This is a genomic window from Streptomyces sp. DSM 15324 (assembly GCF_001514285.1).
Lineage (GTDB): Bacteria > Actinomycetota > Actinomycetes > Streptomycetales > Streptomycetaceae > Streptomyces.
This window is the reverse complement of the sequence record NZ_KQ949028.1, coordinates 535,723-556,575: the sequence shown is the minus strand read 5'-3', so window position 1 is coordinate 556,575 and position 20,853 is coordinate 535,723. Positions and strand designations below refer to the sequence as shown.

The 20,853-nt window shown below is 73.8% G+C and carries 14 protein-coding genes; 9 read left to right on the top strand and 5 right to left on the bottom strand.

Annotation, left to right across the window (positions count from 1 at the left end):
- Positions 1 to 427: 427 nt before the first annotated feature.
- A complete protein-coding gene (locus AQJ58_RS22035) occupies positions 428 to 1,462 on the bottom strand; it encodes a glycoside hydrolase family 5 protein (RefSeq protein ID WP_067252551.1) in 1,035 nt (344 codons plus the stop codon).
- A 378-nt stretch (positions 1,463 to 1,840) separates the two neighbouring features.
- On the opposite strand from AQJ58_RS22035, the gene AQJ58_RS22030 reads away from it, so the two are divergent.
- The 4 genes from AQJ58_RS22030 (at position 1,841) to rsgA (ending at position 6,964) form a co-directional block, all read left to right on the top strand.
- Positions 1,841 to 3,436: a glycosyltransferase family 2 protein gene (locus AQJ58_RS22030; protein ID WP_067252549.1), complete on the top strand. Its 1,596-nt coding sequence runs from the start codon at positions 1,841 to 1,843 to the stop codon at positions 3,434 to 3,436.
- A 181-nt stretch (positions 3,437 to 3,617) separates the two neighbouring features.
- Positions 3,618 to 5,147, top strand: a complete 1,530-nt coding sequence (locus AQJ58_RS22025; protein WP_067252547.1) for an APC family permease — start codon at positions 3,618 to 3,620, stop codon at positions 5,145 to 5,147.
- Between the two features lie 128 nt (positions 5,148 to 5,275).
- Positions 5,276 to 5,803, top strand: a complete 528-nt coding sequence (locus AQJ58_RS22020) for a hypothetical protein (RefSeq protein ID WP_067252546.1) — start codon at positions 5,276 to 5,278, stop codon at positions 5,801 to 5,803.
- A 48-nt stretch (positions 5,804 to 5,851) separates the two neighbouring features.
- A complete protein-coding gene (rsgA, locus tag AQJ58_RS22015) occupies positions 5,852 to 6,964 on the top strand; it encodes a ribosome small subunit-dependent GTPase A (RefSeq protein WP_067252544.1) in 1,113 nt (370 codons plus the stop codon).
- A gap of 70 nt (positions 6,965 to 7,034) precedes the next feature.
- Here rsgA and AQJ58_RS22010 read toward each other — a convergent pair whose 3' ends face one another.
- Entirely contained in the window at positions 7,035 to 7,679 is a 645-nt protein-coding gene (locus AQJ58_RS22010; protein ID WP_067252542.1) for a histidine phosphatase family protein, read from the bottom strand.
- 36 nt (positions 7,680 to 7,715) lie between these two features.
- Entirely contained in the window at positions 7,716 to 8,468 is a 753-nt protein-coding gene (locus AQJ58_RS22005; protein WP_067252540.1) for an SDR family NAD(P)-dependent oxidoreductase, read from the bottom strand.
- A gap of 176 nt (positions 8,469 to 8,644) precedes the next feature.
- Between AQJ58_RS22005 and AQJ58_RS22000 the strand changes: the two genes are divergently transcribed.
- From AQJ58_RS22000 to AQJ58_RS21980, 5 genes are read left to right on the top strand one after another with little or no spacing between them, the layout of a single operon-like run.
- Positions 8,645 to 9,961: an aspartate aminotransferase family protein gene (locus AQJ58_RS22000; RefSeq protein ID WP_067252539.1), complete on the top strand. Its 1,317-nt coding sequence runs from the start codon at positions 8,645 to 8,647 to the stop codon at positions 9,959 to 9,961.
- Entirely contained in the window at positions 9,958 to 11,487 is a 1,530-nt protein-coding gene (locus AQJ58_RS21995) for a class I adenylate-forming enzyme family protein (protein WP_067252537.1), read from the top strand. Before AQJ58_RS22000 ends, AQJ58_RS21995 begins: the two co-directional genes overlap by 4 nt.
- 11 nt (positions 11,488 to 11,498) lie before the next feature.
- Positions 11,499 to 12,545, top strand: coding sequence for a ketoacyl-ACP synthase III family protein (locus AQJ58_RS21990; RefSeq protein ID WP_067252534.1), 1,047 nt, complete (start codon positions 11,499 to 11,501; stop codon positions 12,543 to 12,545).
- Positions 12,542 to 18,025 carry a type I polyketide synthase gene (locus AQJ58_RS21985; RefSeq protein WP_067252532.1) on the top strand — a complete coding sequence of 1,828 codons (5,484 nt, stop codon included), beginning with the start codon at positions 12,542 to 12,544 and terminating at the stop codon, positions 18,023 to 18,025. The genes AQJ58_RS21990 and AQJ58_RS21985 overlap by 4 nt, the downstream gene beginning before the upstream one ends.
- Positions 18,012 to 18,755 carry an alpha/beta fold hydrolase gene (locus AQJ58_RS21980; RefSeq protein ID WP_234360175.1) on the top strand — a complete coding sequence of 248 codons (744 nt, stop codon included), beginning with the start codon at positions 18,012 to 18,014 and terminating at the stop codon, positions 18,753 to 18,755. Before AQJ58_RS21985 ends, AQJ58_RS21980 begins: the two co-directional genes overlap by 14 nt.
- Here AQJ58_RS21980 and AQJ58_RS21975 read toward each other — a convergent pair.
- Together AQJ58_RS21975 and AQJ58_RS21970 are read right to left on the bottom strand one after the other, a co-directional pair.
- Positions 18,722 to 19,690 (bottom strand): Gfo/Idh/MocA family oxidoreductase, encoded by a 969-nt coding sequence (locus tag AQJ58_RS21975; RefSeq protein ID WP_067252531.1) that lies wholly within the window; start codon positions 19,688 to 19,690, stop codon positions 18,722 to 18,724. The two genes, AQJ58_RS21980 and AQJ58_RS21975, sit on opposite strands and share 34 nt — an antisense overlap.
- Positions 19,691 to 19,694: 4 nt before the next feature.
- On the bottom strand, positions 19,695 to 20,853 hold a 1,159-nt coding region (locus AQJ58_RS21970; protein WP_067252529.1), incomplete at its 5' end, for a B12-binding domain-containing radical SAM protein.

The following is a 20,853-nucleotide window of genomic DNA, read 5'->3' as shown; positions in this document are numbered from 1 at the left end:
CGGGCGCACCCCGTCGCCGGGGTACCTCGGTCTGTGTGGGGGTCACGATCGACCTCTTTTCGGCGTTCAGCCGCGGAACCAGTGCTGCGGCCGAGATGGATGGCACCGTGTTGCGCATCGCGCATCGAATTGCTTTTGGTGGAACACCCTGGCCGCCTCACGGACGGGCGTCAAGGGGTTGACGGATGACGATTCAACAAGCGATTTCGAGTTGCGTATTACTGATTCGCGGCGCGCAATGCGCAACATAAAGCCCGGAGCGTCGGGCCGGGTGCCGACCGATCTCACGGAACGAACACGCAGAGCACCTCCCTGATCGCATGCCGTATGGGCCGGGCGACGACGGCTTCCTCACCTTCCACGGCTGACGCCGAAGGGTCCCCGAAGCCGGGTCGGTGCGGCTCGGGGACCCGTCGGCAGGGGTGCCTCAGCCTCTGATCCGGTCACGGACCCAGACGCCGTTGGGCGAGAGCGAGGCGGTGCCGAACTTGCCCGTGCTGCACGCGCCCTTCTTGAACACCGACAGGTCCTTGTGGTTGTCGGAGAGGCTCCAGTTCGTCCAGCTGATCTTCTTCCTGGCCATGAGGTCGACGAACTTCTGGGCCATCGGGTAGTCGGTGCCCCAGCCGTTCCAGGAGGCGACGGCCCACTCGCTGACGAAGACGGGCAGCTTGTCCGAGGCGCGGTCGAGAAGCTTCAGGAACTGCTCCCGTCCGGCCGTCGCATAGAAGTGGTACGTGTACATCACGTTCTTGTCGCGCACGGGGTCGGCGATGATGACCTTCTCGTTGGTCGCCTCGGCGGCGCCGAGCGTGGACCAGCCGCGCGTCGGGACGAGGATGACACTGCCGGGGGCGCGGGAGCGGATCACCGGCATGATCTTCGCGGCGTAGTCCTTGATGGTCGACCAGCTCACGCCGTGGGGCTCGTTGGCGATCTCGTAGAGGACGTTGTCCTTGTCCTTGTGCTTCTCGGCGATCGCCGTGAAGAACGCGCGGGCGTTGTCGAGGTCCTCGTGGGGATCGCCCGGGTGGATCGTGTGCCAGTCGACGATGACGTACATGCCGCGGGCGCTCGCCATGTCGACGAGCCGGCTCGCCAGTTCGGTGTACTTCTTCGGATCCGCGCGATAGGCGCCCTCGCGGGCGTACGTGGAGACCCGCAGCACGCTCGCCTTCCAGTCCTGGGCGACGGCGTCCAGCGCGGCGCCGGTGAGGCACTGCGGATACCACTGGGTGCCGTGGGTGCTCATGCCGCGGAGCTGGACGGGCCGGCCGGACTGGCCGCACAGCTGGGTGCCGCAGACGTGGAGCCTGCCGTAGGTCTGCACGGGCGTCGCGGCCTTCGGGGCCGGTCCGGCGCCGGCCGCGTGCGCCGGGTTCGCGGGGAGGAAGCCGACCGCCGCCGCGAGGGCCAGCGAGGTCCAGGCGACGCGGCGGGCGCGGGAATGCGTGGGGGGCATGGTGCCTCCGGTTCCTGAGGGGTGGGGACCAAAGGCAAATATGACGATACGACACCTAAGAGGTGATGCACCGTCACCGCGATTCGCCCGAGCCCCGGTCGAGGTTCACCCGAGTGCAGAGACGGTGTCGCGCCGCCCGCCCGGGCCCGCCCGCCCCCCGTCCGGCCGCGCTCTCCGCCGAGTGCCACTCCGGCGCATCCTTCCTTCGAGCGACCGGTGCAGCAATCAGCCCAGCGGAAGGCGCAGCCCACACCCCGCCTGGCTATCGGTTGGAGGTGACCGACCCCCTTCGGGAGCCCACCTGGCGAGGAGTACGCCTTGAGCCTGGATTCCTTTGACCTGACGCTGGAGACCGACCGACGACAGCCCATCCCGCGCATGACGTCCCGATCCGGGCAGCAGCCCGGCACCGTGCTGCCCCGGCCCCCGGACGAGGAGGAGAAGTACTCCTACGTCCGACGCCGTCTCTGGGTGCTCACCGGCGCCTCGATCATCAGCATGGGCTGCCTCGTCCAGAGCCAGTTCCGGCTGATCCAGTCCACACCCTGGCTGTTCGTCCTGCTGCCGTGCCTGGTCTTCAGCGTCCTCTACTACCTGGCCTCGCTGCGGGTGAACGGCTTCACCCCCGACTTCGACCTGGCGGCCCACCGCGATCTGGTCCGCGCCTGGCGCCCCGCGACCCATCCGACGGTCGCCGTCTTCCTCCCCGTCTGCGGCGAACCCGCCGACGTCCTGGAGAACACCTGGCGGTATGTGCGCCGACTCACCGACCGCTATCCCGGCCGGGCCACCGCCTATGTGCTCGACGACTCCGCCTCCGCCGAGCTCGCCGCCATGGCAAAGGAGTTCGGCTTCCAGTACGGGAGCCGGCCCAACCGGGGATGGTTCAAGAAGGCGGGCAACCTGCACTACGGCCTGGGCATCTCGGACGAGGAGTACATCCTCATCCTCGACGCCGACTTCGCCCCACGGGCGGATCTGCTGGAGGAACTCCTGCCGTACATGGACCACGATCCGACGACCGGCATCGTCCAGTCGCCCCAGTTCTTCCGCGTGGCCCGGCGCCAGACGTGGATCGAGCGCGGCGCGGGCTCCGTGCAGGAGCTGTTCTACCGCGCCGTCCAGGTGTCCCGGCAGCGCCACGGCGGCGCCATCTGCGTGGGCAGCTGCGCGGTGTACCGGCGGACGGCCCTCGAGGCCAACGGCGGTACGACGCTGATCGAGCACTCGGAGGACGTGCACACGGGCTTCGACCTGGGGCGCCTGGGCTGGAAGCTGCGCTACGTGCCGATCCCCCTCGCCACCGGCAACTGCCCCGACAACATCAGCGCCTTCTACCACCAGCAGTACCGCTGGTGCTCGGGGTCCATGAGCCTGCTGGGCAGCAAGAAGTTCTGGAGCACCAGGCTCCGGCTCACCACCCGGCTCTGCTACTTCTCCGGCTTCCTCTACTACCTCCACACCGCGCTCTTCACCGTCGTCGCGCCCCTGCTGCCGATCGTGCTGCTGGTGGCCACGCCGGAGAGACTCAAGGTCGACTATCTGCTGCTGGTGCTGCCCAGCGTCGTCTACACCCTGCTGGTCTTCCCGTTGTGGCACCGGTGCCCCTACCGCATCGAGGCCTGGGCCGTACGCCTGCTGTACGGCTGGGCGCATCTGTTCGCCATCTGGGACATCGTCCGGGGCAGGCGCCAGTCCTGGCGGCCCACCGGCTCGGCGTCCGCGGGCCGCACCACCCATCGGCGCCTGGCCATCGGCGTCCGGGTCTGGAACGGCGGTACGGCCCTCCTGTGGGTGGGCGCCGCCGCCTGGCGCATGATCACCCTGTACCCGCCGGACTTCGCCCTCGTCATGGCCTCCGGGCTGTTCTACGCCACGGTCGTCGGCCGGGTCCTCCTGCCGGGGCGGGCCCCCCGGAAGGAACCCGTCGCCACGGCCGCGCGCAGACGGCCGGCGCCCGCGGAGGGCCACTGAGGCCCGCCCGCGCGACACCCCCACGAGGTCCTCGCAGCCAGGCCGACGCGGCTGCGGGGACCTCGGCCGTGCGCCTGCGTAAGTAAACGTCAAGACTTGCGCTCGAACGCTTGTGGGTATTTGGGACCTCACCTCATCATGGGCCGGATCCCGCCCGTACCACGAGCATCCAGGAGCCCCGGTGGCCGCTGGCCAGATCCTTTCCGAGCCGGCCGACGTGCCGGCGGCAGCCCAGGCCGAGCGGCGGAAACTGCGCAAGCACTTCGGCCGCTTCGACATCCTCTTCTTCCTCCTGTGCACCATCGTCGGCGTGGACACCATCGGCACGGTGGCCTCCTCCGGCGCCGAGGCCTTCACCTGGCTGATCGTGCTGGCCGTGGTGTTCTTCGTACCGTCCGCGCTGCTGATCGCCGAGCTGGGTGCCGCGTTCCCCGACGAGGGCGGCCCCTACATCTGGACCAGCCGGGCCTTCGGGCGGCTGGCGGGCGCCGTCAACAACTTCCTGTACTGGATCACCAATCCGGTGTGGCTCGGCGGGACACTGTCGGTGTCCGCGGTCACCGCCTTCACCACGTTCTTCCACGACGGCAAGGACCTGAGCACCCCGGCCTTCTACGTCTTCACCCTGGCGTTCGTCTGGGTGGGCGTGCTCGCCGCGATCCTCTCCTTCGACGTCGGCAAATGGATCCCCACCATCGGCGCCTGGAGCCGGTTCGTGCTGCTCGGGCTGTTCACCGTCACCGTCGTCCTCTACGGCGTCCGGCACGGCCTGCACGGGTTCGGGCTCGGCGACTTCTCCCCGACGTACGCCGGATTCGTCGGCCTGGTGCCCGTCCTGATGTTCAACTACGTCGGCTTCGAGCTGCCGAACACCGCCGGCGAGGAGATGACGGACGCCCAGCGGGACGTACCCTTCGCCATCTTCCGCAGCGCCCTGATCGCCGTCCTGCTCTACGCGCTGCCGATCCTCGGCATCCTGCTCGTCCTGCCGGTCAAGGCCGTCACCGGCCTCGGCGGGTTCATCGACGCGATCCGCCAGGTCTTCACCGTCTACGGCGGCTCCGTCGCCGGTGACGGCACCGCCACGCTCAGCGGCGCGGGCAGCCTGGTCGGGGACCTCGCCGCGATCCTCTTCATCCTCACCGTGCTGTCCTCGGGCGTCACCTGGGTCATGGGCTCCGACCGCGCCCTCGCCGTCTCCGGCTACGACGGCGCGGCGCCCCGCTTCCTCGGCGTCATCTCCAGCCGGTTCGGCACCCCGGTCCGGGTCAACATCCTCAGCGGGCTGGTCTCCACCGTCGTCCTGATCCTGGCCCACCAGCTCACCGGCGGCAGCGCAGCCAAGCTCTTCGGTGCCGTCCTCGGCCTCGCCGTCTCCACCACCCTCGTCAGCTACCTGGGCATCTTCCCGGCCCTCGCGGTCCTGCGCCGCAAGGCCCCCGACACCCCCCGCCCCTACCGGGCGCCCCTGCCCCGCACGATCAGCGCGGTGCTCACCCTGCTCGTCCTGTTCGCGAGCGTGCAGCTCATCGCCCCCGGCCTCGGCGACCACTGGTTCGGCTCCGCCTACGCCCCGGACGGCTGGACCCACGCCGAACGCTGGACGTACCTGCTCACCGAGGCCGTGCCGCTGGCGGGGTTCGCGCTCCTCGGCGTCCTCTTCTGGGCCCTGGGCGCACCGACCCGCGCCGCGGCGGGCGACAGGACCTGACCCGCCGGTCGCACACCGTGCCGGTCCGGCCGCGCCCGGCGACGTTGACGGGCGCGGTCCGGGGGTACTCGGCCACCCGGCCGGGGAACCCGGTCGTCATCGACGGGGCGGGGGGCCGGAGGCACATCATGAGCGCGACAGCAGGAGGCCCGGACCGGCGCACGGTCCTGGACGTCTACCTCAACGACCACCTGGCCGGTGCCACGGCCGGCGCCGAGCTGGCGCGGCGCATGGTCCGGGAGCACGACGACCCGGCGTACGCGGAGGAGCTGCGGCGGCTGGCGGCGGAGATCGTGCAGGACCGGCGGTCCCTGCTCGGTGTCCTGGCCGACCTCGGGATCCCGGTGCGGCACCACAAGGTGTACGCCGCGTGGCTCGGGGAGAAGGCCGGACGGCTGAAGCCCAACGGGCGGCTGCTGCGCCGCTCCGGCCTCGCGGTCCTGGTCGAGTGCGAGGCCATGCGGCTGGGCGTGCAGGGCAAGGCGCTGCTGTGGCGCTCCCTGCTCGCCGCCTCTCTCCGGGAGCCGCGGCTGGAACCCGTGCGGCTGCGGGAGCTGCTGGAGCGCGCGGAGGGGCAGCTGCGGACCGTGGACGAGCTGCACCGCAGGGCGGCGACGGCGCTGCTGTCCGCGCCCGGCGTGACCGTGTCCGCGTGACAGGCAAGCCCCCGCCGCACGGGACCGGTTGGCCGGTACACTGGCGGCTTGACGTCCTCCCCCCGCACCCCGCACCCGCTCCTTCCGTACGGCTGGAGCGACACCGTCGCGGCCGGCTTCGCCGCGCAGGGGGCGCGGCGGGGGCTGAGTCCGGGGCGGGTGGTGCGGGTCGACCGCGGGTCGTGCGAGGTGGTGACCGTCGACCGGAGCGGGCGGGCGGTGTGCGTGCGCGCGGAGACCGGGTCGCCCGCGTCCGCGGATTCCACGGGTCGGCCCTGTACCGGTGACTGGGTGACGGTCGACCCCGAGCAGCGCGTCGTACGGGCGGTGCTGCCGCGGCGTACGGCGTTCGTCCGGGCCGTCTCCTCACGACGGGCCGAAGGACAGGTACTGGCCGCCAACGTGGACCGGGTGCTGATCGCCGTGTCCCTGGCGGACGAGCTGGACCTCGGGCGCGTCGAGCGGTTCCTGTCCCTGGCGTGGGAGAGCGGCGGGCAGCCGGTGGTGGTGCTGACCAAGGCCGATCTGGTGCCGGACGCGACGACCCTGTCGTATCTCGTGCAGGACACCGAACGGGTGGCCCCCGGCGCGCGGGTGCTGCCGGTCAGCGCGGCCACCGGGCAGGGGATGGACCTGCTCGCCGGCCTCCTCCGCGACGGCACGGCCGCGTTGCTCGGCATGTCCGGTGCCGGGAAGTCGACCCTGGCCAACGCGCTCGCCGGGACGGATGCGCAGCGGGTGGACGCCACCCGGGACGTCGACGGCAAGGGGCGGCACACGACCACGACCCGTGATCTGCTGCCGCTGCCGGGCGGCGGGGTCCTCATCGACACCCCGGGGCTGCGCGGGGTGGGGCTGTGGGACGCGGACGGGGGGCTCGCGCAGGCCTTCACCGATGTCGAGGCCCTCGCCCGCCACTGCCGCTTCCACGACTGCTCGCACCGGGCGGAACCGGGCTGCGCGGTGCTCGCGGCCGCCGAGGACGGGACCCTGCCGCTGCGGCGGCTGGAGAACTACCACAAGCTGGTCCGCGAGAACGAGCGGATCGCCGCCCGCAGCGACGCGCGCCTGAGCGCGGACCTGCTGCGGGACTGGAAGCGGAAGAAGGCGCTGGGCCGCCACATGATGGAGCGCAAGCGGGGGCCCCGGCAGGACGGTTGAGACGGGCGCCTTCGGGCTCATGGGCGCCCCCGGTTCACGGGCGCCCCGGTTCCGTCAGGCCCCGGCTCCGTCAGGCCCCGTCGAGGTGCCGGGCGTCGTCGAAGCGGCCCAGTCTCCAGCGGGTACCGTCGTGGACGAACTCGTTGATCGACGTCGCCGCCGGGGTGGTGTCGGTGAACAGCGTCTTCGGCACCCTGTCCAGCAGCGCGGACATCACCGCGACGATGAGTCCGGCGTGGCAGACCACGAGGGCCGTGCCGCCCCGGTGCCGGGCGAGCAGTGCGTCGGCGGCGCGGCCGGCCCTGATCCGGAACTGGTTCCAGGTCTCCCCGCCGGGCGCGAAGGGCCGGTCGGGGTCGGCGGTCATGTCGAACGAGCCGTGCCGGCGCAGGTGTTCCTCGACGGACAGGCCGTCGGCCGCCCCGAAGTCGAGTTCCCGTACCTCGCGTTCGACGTCCGGCGCCCCGACGCGCAGCCCCCTGGCGAGGATGTCGGCGGTCTCACGGGCCCTGCGGACGGGACTGGTCAGCAGCGCGTGCGGCCGCAGCCGTTCCGCCGCGAGCCGGGCCGTCAGGCGCGCGGCCTGGTCCCGGCCCCGCTCGGTGAGCCCGCGGCAGGTGCGGGAGCCCGCGAGCAGCTTCTTCACGCTGGCGTGCGACTGCGCGTGCCGCACCAGCAGGACATGGGTGGAGGGGCCGTGTGCGCTGTGTTCCATGCGTGTCCTGGTCCTTCAATCGGCCTGCCGGGCAGGTCAGTCGAGATCCCAGCCCCCGTCGACGGTCAGGCTCTGGCCCGTGATGAATCCGGCTTCCGGGGAAACCAGGAACGCCACGGCCGCCGCCACGTCCTCGGGACGCCCATGCCGTTTGATGCATTGGCGGGCGAATTCCCGTTCACGCCAGGCCGGGTAATCCGGATGGGACCGCTGGCGCGCATCGAGTTCGATCGGCCCCGGTCTCACGGAATTCACTGTAATCCCATACGGGCCGAGTTCACGGGACAGGGCACGCACGAATGCCTCGAGACCGCCTTTCGCGGCGATGTAGGGGGCGAGTTCCACGCGTCCGATCCGGGTGAGCACGGTGGAAACGGCAACGATCCGGCCAGACCCGCGCGCCACCAAATGCGGAGTGGCGGCCCGTGCGCAGGCGATATGCGCGAGGAGATTGACGTCGACGGCCGATCTGACCTCCTCCCAGGTGGTTTTCCGCCATGGCGCATATGTGTATGCGCCGGCATTGCAGACCAGGACGTCGAGTCTTTCCCGGCACCCCGCCATGACCTCCCCGAGCCGTTCCACGGTCTCCTCGCGGGTGAGGTCCCCGGGCACGGTGGCGACCACGTCCGCACCCGCCGCCGTCACCCGCTCGACGGTCCTGACCAGGCCCGAGTCCTCGGCCAGATGGGTCAGCACCAGGTCATGGGTGGCGGCGAGCCGTACGGCGACGGCGGCCCCGAGGCCGGAACCCGACCCCGTGACCACGGCGACGCCCCGAGAAGACATCACATTCCCCCTGCGCAACGCGGCCTGATCACCCGTCCGATCCTGCCACCCAAGACTGGCCGATCACCCCCCGTGATCCGGCCATTCCCAGAACGGCCGCTGTCGGCCTCCAAACCTCTGCGGCATTCTGTGGTTTCGGATCAGGCCGACGAAGCTGGAGGTTTTCAGTGGGTGCCATGGACGCCGAACGTCGGACGAATACTGATTACCTGAAAAGCATCAAGGAGGTCATCGCCGGAGGCGTCAGCAGCAGCATGCGGGCAGCGGCGGTACCCGTCCCGCTCGTCGTACGACGCGCCCACGGCTGTTCGATCCGGGATGTCGAGGACAGCGAGCTCGTGGACTTCAACATGGGCTACGGTCCCCATCTCTTCGGCTACGCCGACCCCGATGTCGCCGAGGCCGTGGCCGATCAGTTCACCCAAGGTCATATGACCGGTCTGCCGCACGCCCTGGACGCCGAGGCCGGCGGGCTCGTCGCCGAGCTGGTGCCCGGCGTGGAGCAGATCAGGTTCGCCAACTCCGGCACCGAGGCCGTCGCCTCCGTCCTGCGTCTCGCCCGTACCGTGACCGGCCGCTCCCTGGTGCTCACCTTCGAGGGCCACTACCACGGGTGGAGCGAGACCGTGCTGCGCGCCGGGAAGACCACGCTCCACCTCGCGGGCACCCGGCCGACGGACGTCGTCCCCGGCGCGCCCGGGATGATCCCCGAGGCCCTCGCGCACACCGCGCAGCTGCCGTGGAACGACGCCGACGCCCTCCGCGAGTTCTTCGCCCGGGACGGCGACCGGACGGCCGCCGTCATCCTGGAACCGGTGCTGGCCAACGCCGGGGTGATCCCCCCGGCCCCCGGCTTCCTGGAACTGCTGCGCGACCTGACCGCGCACAGCGGAGCGCTCCTCGTCTTCGACGAGGTGATCACCGGCTTCCGGGTCGCCCGCGGCGGGGCGCAGGAGCGGTACGGCGTCGAGCCCGACCTGACCGTGCTCTCCAAGGTGATGGGCGGCGGTTTCCCCGTCGCGGCGTTCGGCGGCCGCAAGGAGGCGATGCGGCTGCTCGCCACGAACGAGGCGCACCACGCCGGTGTCTACGCCGGGAACCACGCCGCCCTGCGCGCGGTCGTCGCCGTGCTCACCAAGATCCGCGCCCGGCCCAGGCTGTACGACGAGCTGGAGGCGATCGGCGCCGACGCGGAGGCGGCGCTGCGCGAGGTGTTCGCCGCCGAGAAGCGGCCGGTGCACATCAGCCGGGTCGGCACCCTGATGTGCGTGGCGCTGCTGCGCAGGCCGCCCGAGCGGCACGGCGCGCTGCGCGACCTCGCCGAGGCCGTCGACTTCTCCCGGCACCGCCGTCTGCAGACCCTGGCCCAGCGCGAGGGCGTCTACTTCCACCCCAACCCGCTGGAACCGTGGTTCCTGAGCACCGCGCACACCGGCGAGGTCCTCGACAAGGCGGCGGGGGCCCTGCACCGTGCGCTGACCGAGCTCGGATGACGGCCGCGCGCACGGAACTGCTCTCCCTGCTGCGCGAGCGCGCGGCACGGCTCGGGGACACCCCGCTGATCAGCGACGAGACCGGCAGCACGGGCGCCCAGGACCTGGTCGAGCGGGTCGACGCCAAGACCCGGGCGCTGCGGGCGGCGGGCGCGGGTCCCGGCGTCCTCGTGGGGACCCTGGGCGGGCCGGCCGCGGAGTTCGTCAGCGAGGTGTTCGCGATCCTGGCCGCCGGGGCGGTCGCCGTACCGCTCTCGCGCCGGCTCACCCCGTGGGAGCTGGCACGGCTCCGCGAGCGCTGCCCGCTCGACCTGCTGTGGGCACCCCGCGACTCGCCGTCGGCGCTCCCCTTCCCGGCCGAGGACTGCGGGGCGCGCCGGCTGACGGGCCACCGGGATCCGGCGCGCAGGCCGCCGGGGCCGGGGGCACGTGCGCGCCGGCCCGCGTTCGAGGCGGCGGCGACGGCCCAGCTCACCTCGGGCACCACCGGGCACCCCCGGGTCGCGCTGCGGTCGGCCGCCGCGCTGCTCGCCGAGGTCGAGAACTACCGCGCGGCGCTCGCCCTGGGCCCGGACAGCCGGCTGCTGTGCCCGGTGCCGCTCCAGCACGCGTACGGCTTCGGGCTGTGCGCCCTGGCCGCGCCGCTGGCGGGCGCCCACGTCCGGTGCACGTCCCCGGACCGGCCGCGGATGCTGCTCCGCGAGATCGCCGACGACGGGGTGACGCTGTTCGTCGGGGTGCCCCCGCTGCTGCGGCTGCTCGCCCGCTCGGCCCGCTCGCTGCCCCGCCGGGGGCGCGCGGTGGGGTACCTCTCCGCCGGGATGGCGCTGGACGCGCACACCGCCGAACTGGTCGCGACCCGGCTCACGGGACACGTCGGCCAGGTCTACGGGACTACCGAGACCGGGCCGATCTGTGTGACCCGTCCGGCCCCGTGGCGCCCGGACGCCACGGGCCCCGGGGCTCCCCTGCCCGGGGTGGAGGTCCGGCTCTCCCCCGTACCGGGCGCCCCCGCCCCGGACACCGGCCCGGACACCGGGACCGGCGCGGTGGCGGCCACCGGCACGGGACTGGTCACCGTCGTGTCGCGGTCGGCGATGCTCGGGTACGCCGAGCGGGACACCGTCGACACGGCCCCGCTGCGGGACGGGTTCACCACGGGCGACCTGGCCCGCTGGGAGGAAGGACGGCTCGTCCTCACCGGGCGGCTGTCCACCTGTATCAACGTCGCGGGCGCCAAGATCGCCCCGGAGGAGATCGAAGCGGTCCTGCTCGCCTTCCCGGAGGTCGCCTCCTGTCTCGTCTCCGGCGCCGACGACCCGGTCCTCGGGCAGCGGATCGTGGCGACGGTGACACCGGAGACGGTCGACCCGGAGAAGCTGGAGCGCTTCTGCCGGGAGCGTCTGTCGCCCTCCTGGGTCCCGCATGTCTTCGCCTCCGTGGCACATCTGCCCACCACCGAGACCGGGAAGGTCATCCGACCGAGGACCGGACCGCCGGGACAGCCCGGACGTCCGGACAGTTAGGACAAGTCAGCGTGCGAACAGAGAACCTCTTCCTGGCAGGCACCGGCGCCTACATCCCGCCCAGGGCGAGCGTGGCCGAGGCGGTGCGGCGCGGGGCGTACGACAGGGAGCGGATGGACTCCTGCGGCTGGCGCAACATCGCCGTGTCCGACGGGGTCTCCGCGCCGGACATGGCGGTGGCGGCCGTACGGCAGGCGGTGCGCCGCTCGGGTCTCGGGCCCGAGGACATCGACCTCCTCGTCCATTCCTGCGCCTACCACCAGGGACCCGACGGCTGGTCCGCGCCGCACTACATCCTGCGGTCCACCCTCGGCTCCACCGTGCCGGCGCTGACGGTGGAGCAGGGCTGCAACGCGTTCCTCGCCGCCCTGGAGATGGCCGCCCAGTACCTGCTGTGCGCCCCCTCGCGCACCGGGGCCGTGGTGAGCGCGGCGGACAACTTCGGCGCCCCGTCGGTCGACCGGTGGTACGCGCACCGGGACGCGGTACTGGCGGACGCGGCGACGGCGGTCGTGCTGTCGAAGCAGTCCGGCTGGGCCGCGCTGCGCTCGGTGGAGTCGGTCTCGCTGCCGCACTTCGAGATCCTCAACCGGGGCCACGAGCCGATCTTCCCGCCGGCCGTCACCACCGGGCGGCCGCTCGACATGAACGAGCACCTGGAGGCGATGATCGAGGAGCTGGGCCCGAAGGCCTCGGAGATCGTGCAGGAGTACGGGGCGAGCGGGACGAAGCTGGTCGAGCAGGTGACGGCCGAGGCGGGGATCACCGTGGCCGACCTGTCACGGGTGCTCCATCTCGGCGCCGCCACGGCGGACTTCCTGGACAGTCATCTGCGGCCGATGGGGCTGGACGCCGCGCTGGGCGCCGTCGACTTCTTCCGCGACGTGGGGCACGCGGGCTCCACCGACGTGGGGCTCCAGCTCAACCACCATGTGGAGGCCGGTGACCTGAGCGCGGGCGACCATCTGCTCCTGCTGAGCGCCGGCCCCGGGCTGATGATCACCGCCGCGGTGGTCACCGTGCTGGAGACGCCGGGTTCCGAGGGGAGCGACGCGTGACGGGGGCGCCGGTCCACGTCCCGCCCGCGGCCGGGGCCGAGGAGCCCGTCGCGGTCGTCGGGCTGAGCTGCCGCTACCCCGGCGGCGCCGACTCCCCCGCCGCGTTCTGGGACCTCCTCGTCGAGGGCCGGGACGGCATCCGCGACGGGGCGGAGCGCTGGGCGCCGTACGCGCAGGCGGGGCCCGAGCAGGAGGCCGTCGTCCGGGCCACCACGAGCCGGGGCGGTTTCCTCACGGACATCGCCGGGTTCGACGCGGAGTTCTTCGGGATCGCGCCGCGCGAGGCCGAACTGATGGACCCGCAGCAGCGGTTGGTGCTCGAACTGGCCTGGGAGGCCCTGGAGGACGCGGGCATCCCGCCGCTGGGCCTCGGCGGCGGCGACTGCGGGGTCTTCGTGGGCGTCGGCTCGGACGACTACGGGCGGCGGCTGCTGGAGGACCTCCCCGGCATCGAGGCGTGGACCGGGATCGGCGCGGCGCTGTGCGCCACCGCGAACCGCGTCTCCCACAGCCTCGATCTGCGGGGCCCGAGCCTCGCCGTGGACACCGCCTGCTCTGCCTCCCTGGTGGGTGTGCACCTGGCCCGGCGGAGTCTGCTGGCCGGGGACTGCGACCTGGCGCTGGCGGCCGGGGTGAACCTGATGGTCGCGCCCGGGCTGTCGGTGACCCTGGACCGGGCGGGCGCCACCTCGCCGGACGGCCGCAGCAAGCCCTTCGACGCCTCGGCGGACGGCTACGGACGGGGCGAGGGCGCGGGCGTCCTCGTCCTGAAGCGGCTGACGGACGCCGAGCGGGCGGGCGACCGGGTGCTGGCGGTGATCCGGGGCAGCGGGGTGAGCCAGGACGGGCGCACCGCCGGCATCATGGCGCCCAGCGGCGAGGCGCAGGCGGACCTGCTGCGCAGGACATACGAGAGGTGCGCGATCGCACCCGCCGGTGTGGACTACGTGGAGGCGCACGGGACCGGCACCGTGGCGGGCGACCCGCTGGAGGCCGGGGCGCTCGCGGCGGTCTTCGGCGCGGGCCGGCCGGCCGACCGCCCCTGTCTGATCGGGTCGGTGAAGGGCAACATCGGGCATCTGGAGGCCGGTTCCGGGATCGCCGGGATGATCAAGACGATCCTCGCCCTGGTGCACGAGGAGATCCCGCCCAGCGGGCACTTCTCGGTGCCCAGCCCGCGCATCCCGTGGGAGGAGGCGCGGCTGCGGGTGACGCGGGAGCGCACCCCGTGGCGGCGCGGGGAGCGGCCCCGACGGGCCGGCGTCTCCAGCTTCGGCTACGGCGGCACGATCGCCCACGTCGTCCTGGAGGAGGCACCCACCCGACCCGTACCGTCCCTCGCCGGGCACGACGACCGGCCCGTACCGCCCCTTGCCAGGCAGGACGACGAGCCGTCTCCCGCCGGACCCGACGACCGGCCCCTACCGCCCCCCGCCGGACACGACGACCGGCCAAGCCCGCCCCCCGCCGAGCAGGACGGCCGGCCTGTGCCGTCCCCCGCCGGACACGACGACCGGCCCGTACCGCCCCCCGCCGGGCACGACGCCCAACCCGCACCACCCCGCGTCAAGCACGACGGGTCGCCCCGGCTGTTCCCGCTCTCCGGGCGGTCCGAGGTGGCCCTGCGGGCGGACGCGGCGCGGCTCGCGGACTGGCTGGCCGGGCCCGGCGCGGACGTGGCGCTCGACGTCCTCGCCCGGGATCTCGGGGCCCGGCGCAGCCATCTGGACCGCCGGGTCGCCGTGGTCGCCGCCGGTCCCGGGGAACTGGCGGGCGGGCTGCGGCGTTTCGCGGCGGGCGGGTCGGCCCCCGGGGTCGTCGAGGGCCCGGCGGCGGGCGGGGACGGCGACAGGGTGGTGTGGGTGTTCTCCGGCACCGGCGCCCAGTGGCCCGGCATGGGCCGTGAACTGCTGGCCACGGAGCCCGTGTTCGCCGAGGCGGTCGACCGGATCGGACCGGTGTTCGCCGAGGAGATCGGCGCGACCGCCCGGGAGCTGATCGAGAACGGGGACGTCGGCCGTGTCGACGTCGCCCAGACGATGATCTACGCGGTCCAGCTCGGCCTGGCCGCCCTGTGGCGCTCGCTCGGGTTCACGCCGTCGGCGGTCCTCGGCCACTCGATGGGCGAGATCGCGGCCGCCGTGACGGCCGGGATCCTGTCGCCGCTGGACGGTGCCCGGTTGGTGTGCCGGCGCAGTGTGCTGCTGCGGCGGGTGGCCGGTGCGGGCGGCATGCTGATGATCGGCCTGCCCGCCGAGGAGACCGCGGACCGGCTGGGCGGCAGCGAGTCGGTGGTGCCGGCGGTGCTCGCCTCGCCCACCTCGACCGTGGTGGCCGGCGGGCGCGCGGAGATCGACGCGCTCGCCGCGGAACTGGCGGGCGACCCGGCCCTGCTGGTGCGCCGGGTGGACAGTGACGTGGCTTTCCACAGCCCGCAGATGGCCCCCCTGGCGAAGGAGCTCGCGGAGGCCGCCGCCGGCCTCGCCGTCCACGCTCCCCGCCTTCCCGTCTACAGCACCGCCTTGGCCGATCCCCGGGACCCGGCTCCCCGGGACGGCGCCTACTGGGCGGCCAACCTGTGCGACCCGGTGCGGTTCGCCGGAGCGGTGACCGCGGCGGCCGAGGACGGGTTCCGGACCTTCCTGGAGGTGTCGGCCCATCCCGTGGTCCGGCACTCCGTGCAGGAGACCCTGGAGGCGGCGGGCGCCGACCGGCACTGTGTCGCCGGGTCGCTGCGCAGGGACGCCGGCGGGCGCGCCCAGCTGCTGGCGAACGCGGGCCTGCTGTACTGCGCGGGAGCGGCCGTGGACTGGCCCGCCGGCCCCGGCGCCCCGCCCCTGTCCCTGCCGCCCCGCAGCTGGCGGCGGCAGCGCCACTGGCGCGAGCAGCCGGTCCGCCGGCCCGACCGGGGCCGGCACGACAGCACGCGCCGCACCCTGCTGGGACCGCGCAGCACCCTGGCGGGGAGCAGCCCGCTGGATCTGTGGCGCACCCGGGTCGACCTGGCGTCCCGGCCGTATCCGGGCCGTCACGCCCTCCACGGCGTCGAGCTCGTCCCGGCGGCCGTCGTCCTCCAGACCTTCCTGGACGCGGCGGGCCGGCCCGCCCTGTCGGGGGTGTCGTGGGAGCTTCCGCTGACCCTGGCGGCACCCCGGGACGTCGATGTCGTCGCCCAGGACGGCGTCGTACGCCTGCTGTCCAGGACCGTGGAGCCGGACGGTGCAGGTGCCGCCCCGGACGAGGACGGCGGGCCCTGGCTGACCCATGCCACGGCCGCCGCGTGCGACGAGCCGGCGCCACCGGCCCTGCCCCCGGCCGGCGGACCCGGGACGCCGCTCGCCGCGGACCGCATCACCACCGAGCTGGCCTCGGTCGGGGTGCCCTCGATGGCCTTCCCCTGGCGTGTGGACCGGCTGGAGCGGCTCGACGCGGGGCTGCGGGCGGATGTCGTCGCGGCCGACGAACCGGGCTCCGCGGCACGCACCTGGGCCCCGCTGTTCGACGCCGCCCTGTCCATGGCGGCCGTCGCCTTCCCGGGACCCGCCGCGCTGCGCGTGGTGGCCGGGGTGGGGCGGGTGTGGACCACGGGCGAACCGCCGGTCCGCGCCCGGATCGAGGCGCTCGTGGAGGGGCCTGCCACCGGCACCGCCACCAGCACCGGCACCGGCACCGGCACCGGCACCGGTCGCACGGTGGGCGTGCGGATCTCGGCGGAGGACGGACGGACCGTGGCCGCGCTCGCCGGGGTCCGGTACGCGGGCGCGGAGGCGGAGCCCCGTCCCGGCGGGCCCGGGCAGCTGCTGTTCCGGACGGACTGGCGTCCCCTGCCCACCGATGGTCCCGCTCTTCCCCGGACCGTGGTGGCGATCGGCACGGACGGTGCGCTGGCCGCCGAACTGCGCACCACGGCCGACCAATTGGGCGTCGCGTGGCTGTCGGCGGAGGATCCGGACGCGCTGGACGGGCTGCGCGGACGGGTGTCCGGGCCGGTCGACGTCCTCGTCCTGCCCAGCGCCGAGCCGCTCGCGGCCGGGGAGCTCGCCGTGCGGGAGGCGTGGCGGCTCGCGTGGGCGGCGCAGCGGCTCGGTGTGTGGCCGCCCGGTACGGCGCGGCTGTGGTCGCTGACCACGGGTGTCCGGGAGGCGGACCGGCTGGAGGCGGTGGCCCAGGCGTCCCGTTGGGGGCTCGGCCGGGTGGTCGGGGGCGAGCACCCCGGTCTGTGGGGCGGCACCCTCGATCTCGCTCCGCGGCCCACGCGGGACGATCTGGTCACCGCGGTGCGGGTGATCGCCCGAAACCCGGGCGAGGACGTCGTCGCGGTCCGCGAGGGCGAGGCCTTCGTCAACCGGCTGGTCCCCCTCGGCCCGGGCGCGGACCACGCCCCGCCCCGGTGCCGGCCGGACGGCACCTATCTGGTCACCGGCGGTCTGGGCGTCCTCGGGGGCGAGATCGCCCGCCGGCTGGTGGAGCGGGGCGCGCGTCGCCTCGTGCTGGCCGGACGGGGTGGTCTGCCGCCCCGGTCGCGGTGGGACACCGTGACGGATCCGGCCCGGGCCCGCGCCGTCGGCACCGTACGGGCGCTGGAGGCCCTCGGGGTGACCGTGCGGGTGGTGGCCCTCGACCTGGCCGACCCGGAGGCCGCGGCGGCCGCGCTGGCGCCGGACGCGCTGGACCTGCCGCCGGTGCGCGGCGTGGTGCACGCGGCCGGGGTCCTGCACGACCAGCTCGTCGACCGGCTGGACCCGGCGACGCTGTCGGCGGTGCTGCGGCCGAAGGCCGGGGGCGCCCTGACCCTGCGCCGGCTGTTCCCGCCGGGGTCCCTCGACTTCCTGGTCCACTTCTCCTCGTGCGGTCAGTTCCTGGGCCTCACCGGTCAGGCGGCGTACGCCTCCGCCAACGCGTTCCTCGACGCCCTGGCCGTCCACGACCACGGTCAGGGAGCGGCCGGCAGTCTGAGTCTGGCGTGGACGTCCTGGCGGGGGCTGGGCATGGCGGACAACGCGGCGGTGGACGCCGAACTGCGCGCCCACGGTGTCGGGGACATCACGGCGGCCGAGGCCTTCGCCGCCTGGGACCTGGCCGGCCGGTCCGGGGCCGCCGCCCTGGCCGTGCTGCGGCCGGTGCCGCTGCCGCCCGGGGTGCGGCGCGCGGGCCTGCTGAGCGACCTCACCGACGACCCGCCCCCGGAGCCGGCCGGGCCCGCCGGGCCGCCGCGGGCGGCGGACCTCACCGAGGAGGCGCTGCGGGAGCTGCTGCACGAGCAGACGGTCTCCGTCATCGTGAGTGAGATGAAGCTGGACCCGGCGGAGCTGGACCCGGACCGCTCGCTGCTGAAGACGGGGCTCGACTCGGTGATGGCGATCGTCATCCGGCGGCGGCTGGAACGGCTGCTGGAGCGCCGGCTGCCGGCCAATCTGGTCTGGCACCAGCAGACGGTCACGGCCATCGTGGACTATCTGGTGACCAGTGCGCGCTCCTGACCGCGCGGTGACGCTGGCCTGCCGGATCACCGGTGATCCGGCGGGGCGGCCGACCGTGCTGCTCCACGCGCTGGGCGACACCGGGCGCGGCTGGGACCGGCTGGCGTCGGCGCTGCGGCCGCTGGGGCGCCGGGTGTTCGTGCCGGACCAGCGCGGGCACGGGCTGAGCCCGAGGGTCCGCCCGGACGCGTACACCTTCGAGTCGATGTACCGGGACGTGACGGCGCTGCTGGACCGTCACCGTCTGGACGACGTCGACCTGGTGGGGCATTCGATGGGCGGTCATGTCGCCTGGCTGGTCGCGCAGCGGCAGCCCGGGCGGGTGGGCCGGCTGGTGATCGAGGACACGCCTCCGCCGCCGCGGGACCCGGCGGCGGAGGCGGCGCTGCGGGCCCCGTCCCGGACGGCCGGCGACCGGGCGCCGGTCGTCTCGCTCTACCGGGAGCTGCGCGAACTGCTGCGCACGGGGGAGCTGGACGGGGCCGCGGTGCGCCCCGTCATCGACGGCCTGCGGCGGGCGGATCCCGGCTGGTGGCGGCGGCTGCCCGAGGTCACCGCCGAGACCCTGGTGATCAGCGGGGGTCTGTCCAGCCCGGTGCCCCGCTCCCTGCTGGCGGAGGTGGCCGCGGCGGTGCCCCGGGGACGGCTGCTGGCGCTCGACGCCGGCCATTACGTGCATCGCGCGCGGCCGGAGCGCTACTGCGCCGAGGTGGCCCGCTTCCTCGGCTGACGGGCGTGTGCGTAGGCCGACTCGACGAGGAGCTGGAGCGCCAGGGCGTCCCGGGCGCCCACCTTGGCGTGCGGGCCGCCGGGCGCGCCCGTCACCCGGTCGAAGTACGCCGAGACGGCGGCGAGTTCGGGCCGGTCGCCGCCCTCTTCGACGGTGCCGTCCGCCCGGCGCAGTTGGCCCCGGCGCAGATCGAGGACGTGGTCGCCGTCGGCGGTGGTGACGGTGACCGACGTCTCCAGCCGGCGCGCGGCCCGGTCGATGTCCAGCCGGGCCGGCAGGCCCCCGAAGGACAGGTCCAGCCGGACCCGCTCCTCCATGTCCGGCGCGTCCGTCGCGCACGCCTCGACCTCGGCCGGGCCGAACACCGTGGTGAGCAGGTCGAGGGCATGGGGTCCCAGGTCCAGGAGGGCGCCGCCGCCGGCCCGGCGGGCGTCGCCGTACCAGGGGGTGCGGGCCCGCCAGACGCGGTTGCCGGGGGTGGCGAAGGTGAACGTGACGCGCCGTGCCCCGGCGCGGGCCGCCTCGGCGAACGCCCCGAGGAGCGGATGGAACCGGAAGGGCATGTTCACCCCCAGCAGCTCCTCGGCTGCGGGATGGGCGGCGATCCGGCGCGCGTCCGCGACCGTCGCGGCGAGGGGTTTCTCGCACAGCACGGCGATGCCGGCGTCCAGCGCCGCCAGCACCGGTGCGGCATGGGCGTCGTTGGGGGTGCAGACGCTGATCAGGTCCGGCCCGGTCTCCTCGATCAGCCGGTCGACACGGGTGCCGGTCCACACGCCTGGCCGGTCCGCCGTCAGCTCCCCGGCGCGCTGGGCGTCGGTGTCCACCACGCCCACCAGGCGCATCGCGTCGCGGGCGTCGGCGCAGGGCAGGTGGTAGCGCTCGAACACCCTGCCGCAGCCCACTGCCGCGAAGCGGATCCGTTCGTCGGTCATCCCCTCAGCCCCTCACCTGGGCCAGGGCGTGCTCGCCGCACGCCCGCGCGGTCTCGACGACGAAGTCCGGGAAGGCCCGGCCGAGGTGCTCGCGGTCGTACGCGACGATCATGGCGCGCAGTTCGGTCTCCAGCCGCTCGGCGAGCCCGGGCGGGTTCTCGTCGGCGAGCAGCAGCCCCGCGTTGAGGAAGGCCACGAGCAGCCCGGCGAGCCCCTGGTCCCAGCGGCGCAGCCGGCCCAGCAGGGGGCGCAGGGAGGCGGCGCCGGTGCCGCGCCGGGCGCGTACGGCGTCGGCGATGCTCTGGGCGAGGAAGGGGACCTCGTTCTCCTTGCGGTCGTTGATCTCCGAGGAGACCCTGCTCCAGGCCGTCCACAGGTGCTCGACGCGCTCGTCGTCGACCCGGTAGTCGCGGCGGGCGTGCCGCAGGACCTCCCGGGCGGCGCCCTCCACCCCGGGGATGTCGGGCTCCTCGTACCGGGTGGCCTTGTCGTAGATCTCGGTGCCGCGCAGGGCGATGGCCCGGTTGATCAGGAAGAACGGGTTCTCGCTCTCGTGCACCCGCGCGGCCACGATGAACTTGAGGTTCTCCCAGAGCTCGTCGAGGGTGGTGCCCGGCTCGATCATGATCCAGCCGGGTTCCAGCTCGATGTGCTCCTCCTTGAACAGGCGGGCGGCGTCGAAGTTGTACTCGACGGTGGTGCCCTTGCGGAAGCGCTTCATCATGCCGGGGGAGCCGGTCTCCATGCCGAGCAGCGCCAGGTCCATGCCGGCCCGGCGCAGGGTGCGCAGCGCCTCCCGGTCGATGAGGCCGGTGTCGACCCGGAACTCGCAGTGGAAGTTGATCTTCAGATCGCGGCGCAGGACCTCCTCGGCGAAACCGACGGCGTGGTGGTAGCCGTCCTGGAAGGCGCCGCCGAAGTTGTCGTCGTTGAACCAGAGGAACCGGGTGCCGAACTCCCGTTGCAGGTACTCGATCTCGTCGACGGCGTCCTCCACCGGCCGCACCCGCCAGGGGCCGTCGACCACTCCGGGCTGCCGGGGGGCGTAGCAGAAGGTGCACTTGGCGTGGCAGCCGCGACTGGTGTACGTCGACGCGCGGGGCGTGGGGATGCCGTTCCTGCGGTGGTGGACGAGCAGGTCGCGGGCGGGCCAGGGTTCGTTC

Coding starts and splice junctions, on each gene's coding strand:
- AQJ58_RS21995 (WP_067252537.1), top strand. CDS start 9,958: ATGACGGCCGCGCGCACGGAACTGCTCTCCCTGCTGCGCGAGCGCGCG.
- AQJ58_RS22010 (WP_067252542.1), bottom strand. CDS start 7,679: ATGGAACACAGCGCACACGGCCCCTCCACCCATGTCCTGCTGGTGCGG.
- AQJ58_RS22000 (WP_067252539.1), top strand. CDS start 8,645: ATGGACGCCGAACGTCGGACGAATACTGATTACCTGAAAAGCATCAAG.
- AQJ58_RS21975 (WP_067252531.1), bottom strand. CDS start 19,690: ATGACCGACGAACGGATCCGCTTCGCGGCAGTGGGCTGCGGCAGGGTG.
- AQJ58_RS22020 (WP_067252546.1), top strand. CDS start 5,276: ATGAGCGCGACAGCAGGAGGCCCGGACCGGCGCACGGTCCTGGACGTC.
- AQJ58_RS22005 (WP_067252540.1), bottom strand. CDS start 8,468: ATGTCTTCTCGGGGCGTCGCCGTGGTCACGGGGTCGGGTTCCGGCCTC.
- AQJ58_RS22035 (WP_067252551.1), bottom strand. CDS start 1,462: ATGCCCCCCACGCATTCCCGCGCCCGCCGCGTCGCCTGGACCTCGCTG.
- AQJ58_RS22030 (WP_067252549.1), top strand. CDS start 1,841: ATGACGTCCCGATCCGGGCAGCAGCCCGGCACCGTGCTGCCCCGGCCC.